General features: G+C 59.2%; 11 protein-coding genes. 3 read left to right on the forward strand and 8 right to left on the reverse strand.

Going from position 1 to position 12,477, the window contains the following annotated elements; genetic code table 11:
• On the forward strand, window positions 1-248 hold a 248-nt coding region (locus PMI16_RS25775), incomplete at its 5' end, for a hypothetical protein (RefSeq protein WP_193365724.1).
• Between the two features lie 431 nt (window positions 249-679).
• Here PMI16_RS25775 and PMI16_RS07335 read toward each other — a convergent pair.
• From PMI16_RS07335 to PMI16_RS07370, 8 genes are all read right to left on the reverse strand, one after another.
• Entirely contained in the window at window positions 680-1,885 is a 1,206-nt protein-coding gene (locus tag PMI16_RS07335; RefSeq protein ID WP_007878035.1) for a ribonucleotide-diphosphate reductase subunit beta, read from the reverse strand.
• Window positions 1,886-2,032: 147 nt separating this feature from the next.
• On the reverse strand, window positions 2,033-5,002 hold the full coding sequence (locus PMI16_RS07340) for a ribonucleoside-diphosphate reductase subunit alpha (RefSeq protein WP_007878036.1): 2,970 nt from the start codon (window positions 5,000-5,002) through the stop codon (window positions 2,033-2,035).
• A 495-nt stretch (window positions 5,003-5,497) separates the two neighbouring features.
• Window positions 5,498-6,151 carry a 1,6-anhydro-N-acetylmuramyl-L-alanine amidase AmpD gene (gene ampD / locus PMI16_RS07345; protein ID WP_007878037.1) on the reverse strand — a complete coding sequence of 218 codons (654 nt, stop codon included), beginning with the start codon at window positions 6,149-6,151 and terminating at the stop codon, window positions 5,498-5,500.
• A 37-nt stretch (window positions 6,152-6,188) separates the two neighbouring features.
• Window positions 6,189-6,458: a PP0621 family protein gene (locus PMI16_RS07350; RefSeq protein WP_007878038.1), complete on the reverse strand. Its 270-nt coding sequence runs from the start codon at window positions 6,456-6,458 to the stop codon at window positions 6,189-6,191.
• A complete protein-coding gene (locus PMI16_RS07355) occupies window positions 6,455-7,264 on the reverse strand; it encodes a cytochrome C assembly family protein (RefSeq protein WP_007878039.1) in 810 nt (269 codons plus the stop codon). Before PMI16_RS07355 ends, PMI16_RS07350 begins: the two co-directional genes overlap by 4 nt.
• A 199-nt stretch (window positions 7,265-7,463) precedes the next feature.
• Window positions 7,464-8,261, reverse strand: a complete 798-nt coding sequence (locus PMI16_RS07360; RefSeq protein WP_007878040.1) for an ABC transporter ATP-binding protein — start codon at window positions 8,259-8,261, stop codon at window positions 7,464-7,466.
• Between the two features lies 1 nt (window position 8,262).
• The gene (locus PMI16_RS07365; protein WP_007878041.1) at window positions 8,263-9,084 is read right to left on the reverse strand and encodes an ABC transporter permease; all 822 of its coding nucleotides are present in this window, start codon (window positions 9,082-9,084) and stop codon (window positions 8,263-8,265) included.
• Between the two features lie 18 nt (window positions 9,085-9,102).
• On the reverse strand, window positions 9,103-10,074 hold the full coding sequence (locus PMI16_RS07370) for an ABC transporter substrate-binding protein (RefSeq protein ID WP_007878046.1): 972 nt from the start codon (window positions 10,072-10,074) through the stop codon (window positions 9,103-9,105).
• A 282-nt stretch (window positions 10,075-10,356) separates the two neighbouring features.
• On the opposite strand from PMI16_RS07370, the gene ffh reads away from it, so the two are divergent.
• Window positions 10,357-11,724, forward strand: a complete 1,368-nt coding sequence (gene ffh / locus PMI16_RS07375) for a signal recognition particle protein (RefSeq protein ID WP_007878047.1) — start codon at window positions 10,357-10,359, stop codon at window positions 11,722-11,724.
• 227 nt (window positions 11,725-11,951) lie between these two features.
• Window positions 11,952-12,410, forward strand: coding sequence for an SWIB/MDM2 domain-containing protein (locus PMI16_RS25225; protein ID WP_007878048.1), 459 nt, complete (start codon window positions 11,952-11,954; stop codon window positions 12,408-12,410).
• Window positions 12,411-12,477: the final 67 nt, after the last annotated feature.

The following is a 12,477-nucleotide window of genomic DNA, read 5'->3' on the forward strand; positions in this document are numbered from 1 at the left end:
TAGGAGCTGCTGCTTTCTTCGCCACTGGCTTTGCTGCCTTAGCTACTGGCTTCTTGGCGGCGACTGCCTTCTTCGGAGCTGCTGCCTTCTTGGCTGCAACTGGCTTCTTAGCGGCGGCCGCTGGTTTCTTTGCAGCAGGCTTCTTCGCTGCTGGTTTCTTTGCTGCTGTTGCCATTTTGTTTCTCCTTCTTCACGTGATGGAAAAAATCAAGCTTGATTTAAGAAACCCGTCTGTACCATCGCGATGATGCAGGCGGATTATTCATCGGCACAAGCAAGCTTCTGCTTGCGCTAATGAATTCGGCACCAGCTGAACTGCTGCATCCCCTCACCTATGCAGCGCTTCAGCTATCTTGGCTGGGCCTCCGCCCCGCTTGTGCAGGGGCTCGGAGCTACGGTCCGCGCCTTCGCGAACGCCACAACCAAAAAAAACGCTAGCGGATTACACGCTAGCGTCAGGAATACGATTCCCGAAAAACCTTCAGGTTTTTCAAAGGAAAAGCCGCCTGACCCGACTTGATCGAGTTAAGCGGCAATAACAGAGAAGATCGATTCGGTCTTTTACTGTTCATTAAATTTGGTGAAAGCCTTCCATTTTTGGCAGCCGGATATCTTGCAAGCTATCCGACCGCTGTGTGCCTCGCAAATCTCGCTGAAGAGCATTGACGAGATGGGCACATCATTCCCAGTTAAGCGCGCCTCCGGTTTGGTACTCGATGACTCGGGTTTCAAAGAAGTTGCGCTCCTTCTTCAAATCGATCATCTCGCTCATCCACGGAAACGGATTTTCTTCTTGCGCGAACAGCGGGTCGAGTCCGATTTGCTGTGCGCGACGATTAGCGATGAATCGTAAGTAGCCTTTGAACATCGGCGCATTCAAACCTAGCACGCCTCGCGGCATTGTATCCTCTGCGTAACGATATTCCAACTCTACTGCGCTTAAAAACAACGATTTAATTTCGTTTCTGAATTCCGGCGTCCACAAATGCGGGTTCTCCATCTTCACCGTGTTGATCAGATCGATCCCGAAATTGCAGTGCATCGATTCGTCGCGCAGGATGTACTGATACTGTTCGGCGGCGCCCATCATCTTGTTCTGACGGCCCAGCGCGAGGATCTGCGTGAAGCCGACGTAGAAGAACAGACCTTCCATGATGCAGGCGAAAACGATCAGCGACTTCAGCAGCTTCTGGTCGTTCTCGGTGGTGCCGGTCTTGAACTCGGGATCGGTCAGCGTGTTGATGAACGGGATCAGGAACTCGTCCTTGTCGCGGATCGACTTCACCTCGTGATAGGCATTGAAGATTTCGGCTTCGTCCAGGCCCAGCGACTCGACGATGTACTGGTAGGCGTGGGTGTGGATCGCCTCTTCGAATGCCTGGCGCAGCAGGTACTGGCGGCATTCCGGCGCGGTGATGTGGCGATAGGTGCCGAGCACGATATTGTTGGCGGCGAGCGAATCGGCGGTGACGAAGAAGCCGAGGTTGCGCTTGACCAGACGGCGTTCGTCTTCGGTCAGGCCGTTCGGGTTCTTCCACAGCTCGATGTCGCGCTGCATGTTGATTTCCTGCGGCATCCAGTGGTTGGCGCAGCCGGCCAGGTACTTGTCCCAGGCCCATTTGTACTTGAACGGCACCAGCTGATTGACGTCGGTGTGGCCGTTGATGATGCGCTTGTCGGCTGCGTTGACGCGACTGGTCACGTCCACCGGCGCTTCGTCTTTGGTAACCAGGGCAGGATTCAACGCGACGTCGGAGAATTGCGGACGTGCGTTCGGACGTCCATCGTTCACAGCGGCCGATTGCAATTGAGGCTGAGGCATTTGCGAGGCGTGCGGCACGGATGGTGCCGGCGTCGCCTTCACTTCATCATCCCAAGAGAGCATGTTCAATCCTTTACTTAATTTACTTTTTGACGTCCCGACGCGGCCGGGATGTGACTTATGACATTGATTCAGGCGGCGCGTTCATCTTCCGGAGAAGACTGCCGCCGGACTTGCCGGCGGCTGCTGCCTGTTTTTACTGCGTTTTGATTACTGGCAAGCTTCGCACTCTTCAAAACCGGCATCGCCCGGACGCAGATAGCATGCCGCGCCGTCGGCTTCGACTGCTGCCGCCGCCACGGTTGCCGTGCTGGCCGCAGACGCCGTCATCGATGCCGGAGCAGAAGCAGCCGCTGCGCTGTGGCCGACGCCGCCGTCCACCGCCACCGCGTTCAGGGCGCCGGTCTTGGAAGTCGACTTCTCGGTGTGGGTCGCGCCGATGGTGCGGAGGTAATACGTGGTCTTCAGACCGCGCAACCATGCCAGCTTGTAAGTCTCGTCCAGACGCTTGCCCGATGCGCCGGCCATGTAGATGTTCAGCGACTGTGCCTGATCGATCCACTTCTGACGGCGCGATGCCGCTTCCACCAGCCAGGAAGGCTCGACTTCGAAGGCGGTGGCGTAGATGTCGCGCAGGTCTTGCGGAATGCGGTCGATCTTGGCCAGGCTGCCGTCAAAATATTTCAGGTCGGAAATCATGACTTCGTCCCACAGGCCGCGCGCCTTCAGGTCGCGCACCAAGTACTCGTTGATTTCGGTGAATTCGCCGGACAGGTTCGACTTCACATACAGGTTCTGGTAAGTCGGTTCGATGCAAGCCGACACGCCGATGATGTTGGAAATCGTTGCCGTCGGGGCAATCGCCACGCAGTTCGAGTTGCGCATGCCGAACTCGGAAATGCGCGAACGCAGCGCCGGCCAGTCCAGGGTTTCCGACATGTCCGCTTCCAGGTAGCCGCCGCGTTCCTGCGCCAGCAGCTTCAGGGAGTCTTGCGGCAGGATGCCGCGATCCCACAGCGAGCCGCGGTAGGAGCTGTAACGGCCGCGCTCTTCCGCCAGTTCGGTCGATGCCCAGTAAGCGTAGTAGCAGACGGCTTCCATCGAACGATCGGCGAATTCGACGGCATCCATCGAAGCGTAAGGCACGCGCTTCATGTGCAGGCAGTCCTGGAAGCCCATGATGCCCAGGCCGACCGGACGATGGCGCAGGTTGGAATCACGCGCCTTCTTGACGGCGTAGTAGTTGATGTCGATCACGTTGTCGAGCATGCGCATGGCGGTGCGGATGGTCTTTTGCAGCTTGGCGTGGTCGATTTCGCCATTGACCAGGTGGGCCGGCATGTTGACCGAACCCAGGTTGCAGACGGCGATTTCGGACTCGTTGGTGTTCAGGGTGATCTCGGTGCACAGGTTCGAGCTGTGGACCACGCCGACGTGTTGCTGCGGCGAACGGATGTTGCATGGGTCCTTGAAGGTGATCCATGGGTGGCCGGTTTCGAACAGCATCGACAGCATCTTGCGCCACAGGTCCAGCGCTTGCACCTTCTTGAACAGCTTCAGCTCGCCGCGGGCGGCCTTGGCTTCATAGCCGGTGTAGGCTTCTTCGAAGGCCTTGCCGAACTTGTCGTGCAGGTCGGGCGCATCGGATGGCGAGAACAGTGTCCACTCGCCCTTTTCCATGACGCGCTTCATGAACAGGTCGGGAATCCAGTTGGCGGTGTTCATGTCATGCGTGCGGCGGCGATCGTCGCCGGTGTTTTTACGCAGGTCGAGGAATTCCTCGATGTCCATGTGCCAGGTTTCCAGGTAGGCGCAGACCGCGCCCTTGCGCTTGCCGCCCTGGTTGACCGCCACGGCGGTGTCGTTGACCACTTTCAGGAACGGCACCACGCCTTGCGACTTGCCATTGGTGCCCTTGATGTGCGCGCCCAGCGAACGGACCGGCGTCCAGTCGTTGCCCAGACCGCCGGCGTATTTGGCCAGCAGCGCGTTTTCCTTGATGGCTTCGTAGATGCCGTCCAGATCGTCGGCGACCGTCGTCAGGTAGCACGACGACAGCTGCGAACGCAAGGTGCCGGAGTTGAACAGGGTCGGCGTCGAGCTCATGAAGTCAAACGACGACAGCAGGTTGTAGAACTCGATGGTGCGCGCTTCGCGGTCGATTTCGTTGAGCGACAGGCCCATCGCGACGCGCATGTAGAACGCCTGCGGCATTTCGATGCGGGTGCCCTGGATGTGCAGGAAGTAGCGGTCGTACAGCGTTTGCAGGCCGAGGTAACCGAATTGCAGGTCGCGCTCAGGCTTGATGGCTTCGGCCAGCTTCTTCAGGTCGAACTGAGCCAGCTTGGAGTCCAGCAGTTCGGCTTCGATGCCCTTCTTGATGTACTTGGCGAAGTATTCCAGGTATTCGGCCGGCGCGTCGGCTTGCGCGACTTCCTTGCCGAACACTTCCTTACGGATGGTGTGCATCAGCAGACGCGCAGTGACCTGGCTGTAGGCCGGGTCTTTTTCCATCAGCGCACGGGCGGCCAGGATGGCCGACTTGTGCAACTCTTCCACCGGCACGCCGTCGTACAGGTTCTTGACGGTTTCGGCCAGGATCGCATCGGCATCAACGTGTTTTTCCAGGCCGACGCAGGCTGCGGTGATCAGGGTGCGCACTTCGCCCAGATCCAGCAGGCGGCTTTGGCCGTCTTCCACCACGTGCAGTTGCGGCGCAGCGAAATCGGTCTTGGTGCCGGCGCCTTGCTGTGCGCGTTCTTCCATGCGCTTGGCGCGGTACAGCACGTAGGCGCGGGCGACATCGTGTTCACCGGAACGCATCAGGGCCAGTTCAACCTGGTCCTGGATGTCTTCAATATGGAAAGTGCCGCCGGTCGGCTGGCGACGCACCAGGGCCGAAACGACGTTGGTGGTCAATTGCTCGACCATTTCGCGCACGCGCGCCGAAGCCGCACCCTGACCGCCGTTGACGGCGAGGAATGCCTTGGTCACGGCAATCGAAATCTTCGATGGTTCAAAACCGACCACCGCACCATTGCGGCGGATGATTCTGTATTCACCCAAACCGGAAGCAGGTCGAACCGATTGCGAAGGCGTTGCTTCGTCCTGGCTGCCTGCCGTGGGAATGACGCCAAAATCTGCCGGGGATTTAGCGGAAATTTCTTGTGTAGAGCGCACTGAGCCTCCTAAAACTGTGATTGACGGACAGCCGAGCCGTCCGCGTTGCCAATAGAACCCTTCATATATATAAGGTGCAAAAATATGAAGAGGTTCACGAATACCAGAAACAGGACGACGCCGGCACTGCCGCGATCGCGACCGCATGTAAGTACGACCTGTTCCGAACTGATTAAATAACGCCTGAAATTAAAGCCTGAAATGGGAGTGCCACCGAGACATCGTTTGAATTGTTGCTTGCCTCAAGACTCGCCGCCCTATGAATCCCAACCTGAAGCCCAACCCTGCAGAAGCTGCTCCGACTCTTGTTGAGAGCCTTGATCCGGCGTCGAAAAAGTGACCCGAGGGACCGCGAACTGCCTCTTCCAACTCAAAGAACGATCAAAGAATTACTTACCAAAAACACTACATCTAGTTCCAAAGGAATGATTGAGACTAATTCTAGTGTCTGAAATCGAGAGATGCAACCGCTATTTCTGGATATTTTTATATGTTTTACGCTTGACTTTCACCGACCCCAGAAGGGAAGCGCAATTGCGCTGATTCAACATCGCGATAGAAATCTTCCCGAAATCTCGACCAGTCAAAAAACGGCCCCGGATCGGTCTTCCTGCCCGGCGCGATGTGCTCGTGACCGGCGACATCGGCGAGCGGATAACGTCGCCGCAACGCGATCGCGAGGGTCGCCAGCACCCGATACTGGAGATCGGTGAAGGGCTCGAAGTCGGTGCCTTCCAATTCTATGCCGATGGAAAAATCGTTGCAGCGCTCGCGCCCCTTGAAGGACGACACGCCGGCGTGCCAGGCACGGTCGTTGGCCGAGACGAACTGCAGCAGCCGGCCGTCGCGCTGGATGACGAAGTGCGCCGACACCCGCAAAGGACGCAACTGGTCGAAATACGGGTGGGCGTCGCAATCGAGCTGATTGCAGAACAGATCGCCGATGAAGGGACCACCGAACTGCCCGGGCGGCAGGCTGATGTTATGGATCACCAGCAAGTCGGTCACCGTGCCTTCGGCGCGAGCGTCGAAGTTCGGCGACGGCTGCCGGTGGGCGTGATCGCACCAGCCGTCGGCGGCGATCGTCAATCGTGCTGGGATCGGGGGGACTGCGGGGGGGACTGCGGTGGCCAGCTCCGGGCTGACCATCGATGCTGCCTGCTGGTCGCTGGAATCGGCCTTCATGTCAGGAAGACGCCAGCCTCAGGTGCTCTTCGCTGCAGTAAACAATACCCGCAGCGTTCGACACCGATTCGGATGCCGGGAAATGGATGCGGCAGTGGGCGCATTGCACCATGGTCTCGGCCTCTTCCTTGCGTTTTTTACGCGCGAAGGGGTTGCGGCTGGCGCCGGCAGGACCCTGCGGCGAACCGGCGTTTGCCGCGATGGATTTCTTGGCGCGTTGGAGCCAGACCACGACCGCCAGGGCGATCACCAGCCAAATAAGATATTTCATACCAGTATCCGATGCAGCACGACTTCGAGCACGAAGCGGCTGCCGACATAGGCGAGCAGCAAAATGGCAAACCCGGTCAAGGTGAAACTGAGCGCGGTACGACCGCGCCAACCTTGCCATTTGCGTCCCGCCAATAACAAACCGAACAATCCCCAGGACAGCAGCGTGAAGATCGTCTTGTGATCCCACCTGAAGGCCTTGTCGAACAACTGCTCGGAAAACACGACGCCCGACAATACAGTCAGCGTCAACAAAACAAAACCGAAAGCGATCAGCCGGAACAGGATCTTTTCCATTGTCAGCAAGGCCGGCAAACGATCCAGCGCCATCGAGAACCAGCCGCTTTGCGCCGGGCCGGGCCGCGTATGCAGGCGCGACTCCTGCAGCACCATCAGCACGGCATGGAAAGCAGCGATGGTCAGCGTGCTATAGGCCAGGATGGAAATCGCGATATGCCACAGGAACCAGTCCGACTTGCCCGCCAGGGCCACCATGTTGCCCGGAAAGACGCTCGGCAGAATCACCGCCACCGCCGCTACCGGCAACACCAGCACGCGCAGGCTGTCGAGCGAGAAGTTGCGGTTTTCCAGCCAGTAAGCCGCGACCGACACCCACAAGGTGGCCGACAGCATCACGCCAAAACCCACGCGTACGGCGTCGGGCGCAAACATGTCCGCCATCAGGGCGCCGCCGTGCAACAGCCAGCCGGCCACCGTCCCGATCGAAATCGGCAGGCGCCGTTCGGAAGGCAGGAAGGCGCAGCCCAGGTACAGGAGCGCAGCCAGAATGAAAAAATATGTTTGCATCGACTAAGTTTACACCATGTCGCGAATTCACTGACTGCCGGAAACGTGATGAGCGCACGCTACGGGCCCGCCGAAGGGTCTTACCTGGGTCTTACCAGGAGGCAAATACGAAACCACCCTATTGCTTCGGGCCAAAGCAATAGGGTGGGGATGAAACCGCCAAAATCAATGGCGCAGCACGCTGCAATCCCATAAGGCGTCAGTCGACTGCGGCAGCACGCATCTCATCGTGATGATGGCGTTGCTGCTCTTCCATGACCAGTTGACCGAGTTCGCGCTTCAAGGCGTTGAACTCGGGATCCGCCGGGTCGCGCAGGCGCGGCAGCGTGACCGTGATATCGCGCTTGATGGTGCCGGGACGGTAAGTCATGACGACGATACGGTCGGCCAGGTAGATGGCCTCTTCGATACTGTGCGTGACGAACACGATGGTCTTCTTGAACTCGTCCCAGATGCGCAGCAGCTCGTCCTGCAGGTTGCGGCGCGTGAGCGCATCGAGCGCGCCGAACGGCTCGTCCATCAGCATGATCGGCGAATCCAGCGCCAGCACGCGGGCAATCGCCACCCGCTGACGCATGCCGCCGGACAAGTCCTTGGGAAAACGGCTGCGGAAGTCGATCAGGCCGAGCTTGTCCAGCAATTGCGTCACGCGCGCCTGGATTTCGGCCTTGCCGACGCCCTTGATTTCGAGACCGAAGGCGACGTTCTGCTCCACCGTCATCCAGGGAAACAGCGCGTATTCCTGGAACACCATGCCGCGATCCGGGCCGGGTTCGGCCACGAGCTTGCCGTTGGTGGCGATGCTGCCGCTGCTGGGCAGGGCAAAGCCGGCGATGGCGTTGAGCAGGGTCGACTTGCCGCAGCCGGATGGCCCCAGCAGGCAGACGAACTGGCCGTCGGGGATGTCGAGATTGATGTCCTTGAGCGCCACGACTTCGCGGTCGTCGCTCTTGAAAACCTTGTTGACGCCGGTCACGACGATATGGGATGCGCTCATGTCAGCTCTCCAGTCCGCGATGCCAGCGCAGCATGTAATTGTTCAGGCGGCTCATGCCGATGTCGATGGCCAGGCCCAGCAGGCCGATGGTGATCATGCCGGCGATGATCTTGTCGGACCAGAAGTACTCGCGCGCTTCCATGATGCGGAAGCCGAGGCCGTTGCTGACCGCGATCATCTCGGCCACGATCACCACGATGAAGGCGGTGCCGATGCCGATGCGCACGCCCGACAGGATGTAAGGCACCGCAGCCGGCAACATCACGCGCACGAACAGCGTGCGCTGGCTGGCGCCGAGGTTGCGCGCCGCGCGCAGGTAGATGCTGTCGACCTGGCGCACGCCGGCGATGGTATTCATCAGCACCGGGAAGAAAGCGCCAAGCGAAATCAGGAACAGCGCCGGCGGATTGCCCAGCCCGAACCACAGGATCGCCAGCGGGATATAGGCAATCGGCGGAATCGGACGGATCACCTGCACCGTCAGATTCATCAGACCGTAGACGCGTTGGCTGGATCCCATCAGCAAGCCGAGCGGCAAGGCCAGCCCGGCGCCGATCAGGAAACCGACCACCACGCGATACAGGCTGCCGATGGCGTCGATGATCAGTTCGCCCGAAAACAGCCAGGCCAGCCGGCTGCCGTCGGCGGGGTCATACGCTTTGGTGGGCGACAAGTATTCGAACCACTTGTGCACCACCGCCCACGGCGACGGCAAAACCAGCGGATTGATCCAGCCCAGCGAAGAGGCGCCCTGCCAGATGGCGATCACCACCACCGGCACCAGCAATCCCTGCAAGGCTCCTCCTATTTTTCGTTTTGCCATGTTCATGGTCCCAGCTGATTACTTAAGATTCATGCTTTTCTTGGCCTGCTCGAGCAGATCGGTCTTTACCCAATCCTTGGCGACCGGCGGCTTGGCCATCTTGCCGGTGCCGTACTTGGCCATGGTGTCGGTGGTGACCTGGATATGTTCGGCGGTGATGTCATAGGCGTAAGGCGAGTTGCCGATGGCGTCGTAGAAATCTTCCTTGGTGATCTGGTTCTTGAAGATGACTTCGCGCACGTATTTTTCGGCGGTTTCCTTGTTGTCCATGAAGGTCTTGGTGGCTTCCAGGAAGCAGCGCATGAACTTCTCGGCCAGCGGACGCTTCTCCTTATAGAACTTCTCGGTCATCACCATGGTGCGCACCGGTTCGCCGATCGGGGTGTCGTAGGGCTTCATGACCTCCACGCCGAAGCCCTTGTTGATGGCTTGCGAGGATTGCGGTTCGCTCTGCATCATGGCGTCGATGTTCTTGCCCAGCAGCGCCTGATTCAAATCGGCGAAAGCCAGGTAGACGATGGTCACGTCCTTGGAGGTCAGGCCGTTCTGGCCGAGTTCGGCGTCGAGCAGCACTTCATGGATGCCGCCGCGGGTCACGCCGACTTTCTTACCCTTCAGATCCTTGACCGACTTGATGCCGGAATCCTTGCCCGCCACCAGACGCGCGCCACCCTTGGCGAAACCGGCGACGACATAGATCGGCGCACCGTTGGCGCGGCCCGAGATGGCGGCTTCCGAAGCGGTGGTGCCGACATCGAGCTCGCCGGCGAGGATGCCTTGCATCACGTCAGGGCCTTTCGGGAAGACTTTTTCGTCGACCTTGATGCCGCATTTCGGGGCGATTTCCTTGATATAGGACACGGCGCCGTAGTGCGCGAACTTGAGGTTGCCGAGGCGCACCACTTCTTGCGCCGCCGCGTTCAGCGAAGTCCCCGCCGCTGCTACTGCCATGGCAGCCATTGCAGCCGCCGCGATGAGTTGTTTGTTCATCTCTCTCTCCTTGTCGTTATGTTTGCGCCGCCGGCGAAGTTCGCCGCGGGTGATATGCGCCTTCCTCATGGGAAGAACTGTCCATTCTATGCAACGCACTGTATACACAATTACGCCAGCGAGAACAATACCGTACTTTCCCCTACTCCTGCTGGCGCCATTGCCGAGATCGGCGCTGCCGCGCCTGCCGATCGGGTAAAATGGCGGTTTCCCTTGCAGTTTACGCCTCGGTTTTCCCGGCACGTTTACCGCCCTCTTTTCTTCAAAGTCTAACGGTTCATCATGCTCGACAATCTGACCCAACGCCTTGCCAAAGTCGTCAAAACCATGCGCGGCGAGGCGCGCCTGACCGAAACCAATACCGCCGAGATGCTGCGCGAAGTACGCCTGGCGCTGCTCGAGGCCGACGTTGCCCTGCCCGCCGTGCGCGAATTCATCGCCAAGGTCAAGGAAAAAGCCGTCGGCGAAGAAGTCATCGGCTCGCTGACTCCCGGCCAGGCGCTGGTGGGCGTGGTCCAGCGCGAACTGGCCAGCCTGATGGGCGCCGATCTCGGCCCGGAAGCATCCCAACTCAATTTCGCCACCCAGCCGCCGGCGATCATCCTGATGGCCGGTCTGCAAGGCGCCGGTAAAACCACCACCGTCGGCAAGCTCGCCAAGTACCTGCGCGAGAACACCAAGAAAAAAGTCCTGACCGTCTCCGCCGACGTCTACCGTCCGGCCGCGATCGGCCAGTTGGAAACCGTGACCGCCCAGGCCGGCGCCGACTTCTTCCCGACCAAGACCACCGACAAACCGGTCGACATCGCACTGGCCGCGCTCGACTACGCCAAGCGTCACTTCCATGACGTCCTGATCATCGACACCGCCGGCCGCCTCGGTATCGACGAGGCGATGATGCAGGAAATCAGCGCCGTGCACGCCGCCGTCAAGCCGATCGAAACCCTGTTCGTCGTGGACGCCATGCTCGGCCAAGACGCCATCAACACCGCCAAGGCCTTCAGCGACGCGCTGCCGCTGACCGGTATCGTGCTGACCAAGCTGGACGGCGACTCGCGCGGCGGCGCCGCGCTGTCGGTGCGCCACATCACCGGCAAGCCGATCAAGTTCGCCGGCGTGGCCGAAAAACTGGACGGCCTGGAAGCCTTCGATCCAAGCCGCATGGCCAACCGCATCCTCGGCATGGGCGACATCCTGGCGCTGGTCGAAGAAGCGCGCAAAGGCGTCGACGTCGCCGCGGCGCAGGATCTGGCGCAGAAGATCAAGGGCGGCGGCAAGTTCGACCTCAACGACTTCAAGGCCCAGCTCGGCCAGATGAAGAAGATGGGCGGCATGGCCGGCCTGCTCGACAAGCTGCCGGCGCAGATGCAGCAAGCCGCCGGCAAGACTAATATGGACCAGGCCGAAAAGCAGGTGCGCCGCATGGAAGGCATGATCAATTCGATGACGCTGCAGGAACGCGCCAAGCCGGAACTGATCAAGGCCACCCGCAAGCGCCGCATCGCCGCCGGCGCCGGCGTCCAGGTACAGGAAGTCAACCGCATGCTGGCGCAGTTCGAGCAAATGCAAACGATGATGAAAAAGCTCAAGGGCGGCGGCATGATGAAAATGATGCGCAGCATGAAGGGCATGATGCCGGGCATGCGTTAAGAATCGCTTTTTCAGGGTCGCGCCAGGCAGGTGCGAAAGCCGCTCCAGGCGGCTTTTTGAGAAGGTTGAAGCGGTTTTTTGAAGTTGCCGTTGCTTATACGCGTTTTCCCTCTGAAAACCGCTAAAAAACACTTGCATCGCCGGGAAAACCGCACCACTATTGTCGGTGCGTGATTTGCGCATTCAACTCTTTCCTTGCTTTGATCCCTTATTAAGGAGGCTTACAGATGGCCACAGCCAAAAAACCCGCAGCCGCAGCGAAGAAGCCCGTAGCAAAAGCAGCACCGAAAGCAGCTCCAAAGAAAGCAGTCGCAGCACCGAAAAAAGCAGCACCAAAGGCAGCCGCCAAGCCAGCAGCAAAAGCAGCCGCACCAAAGAAAGCCGCAGCACCAAAAGCAGCAGCCAAGCCGGCAGCAAAGAAACCAGCCGTCAAACGCACTCCCAACGCCGCATTCATGAAGCCGCTGACACCGTCGGCAGCACTGGCTGAAGTCGTCGGCGCCAAACCCCTGCCACGTACTGAAGTCACCAAGAAGGTGTGGGAATACATCAAGAAACACAAACTGCAAAACCCCGAAAACAAACGCAACATCGACGCAGACGACAAGTTGAAGGTTGTGTTCGGCGGCAAGAAACAGGTATCGATGTTTGAAATGACCAAGCTGATTTCCGGCCATTTGAAATAAGCAATACAGGTTTTTGCAGACTAGCTTGCAAAACAAAAACGCCCGCATCGCGCGGGCGTTTTTGTTT

It is taken from the genome of Herbaspirillum sp. CF444 (assembly GCF_000282135.1).
In the GTDB taxonomy this organism is placed as follows: Bacteria; Pseudomonadota; Gammaproteobacteria; order Burkholderiales; family Burkholderiaceae_D; genus Herbaspirillum.

Coding starts and splice junctions, on each gene's coding strand:
- PMI16_RS07335 (WP_007878035.1), bottom strand. CDS start 1,885: ATGCTCTCTTGGGATGATGAAGTGAAGGCGACGCCGGCACCATCCGTG.
- ampD (WP_007878037.1), bottom strand. CDS start 6,151: ATGGTCAGCCCGGAGCTGGCCACCGCAGTCCCCCCCGCAGTCCCCCCG.
- PMI16_RS07350 (WP_007878038.1), bottom strand. CDS start 6,458: ATGAAATATCTTATTTGGCTGGTGATCGCCCTGGCGGTCGTGGTCTGG.
- PMI16_RS07355 (WP_007878039.1), bottom strand. CDS start 7,264: ATGCAAACATATTTTTTCATTCTGGCTGCGCTCCTGTACCTGGGCTGC.
- PMI16_RS07360 (WP_007878040.1), bottom strand. CDS start 8,261: ATGAGCGCATCCCATATCGTCGTGACCGGCGTCAACAAGGTTTTCAAG.
- PMI16_RS07365 (WP_007878041.1), bottom strand. CDS start 9,084: ATGGCAAAACGAAAAATAGGAGGAGCCTTGCAGGGATTGCTGGTGCCG.
- PMI16_RS07370 (WP_007878046.1), bottom strand. CDS start 10,074: ATGAACAAACAACTCATCGCGGCGGCTGCAATGGCTGCCATGGCAGTA.
- ffh (WP_007878047.1), top strand. CDS start 10,357: ATGCTCGACAATCTGACCCAACGCCTTGCCAAAGTCGTCAAAACCATG.
- PMI16_RS25225 (WP_007878048.1), top strand. CDS start 11,952: ATGGCCACAGCCAAAAAACCCGCAGCCGCAGCGAAGAAGCCCGTAGCA.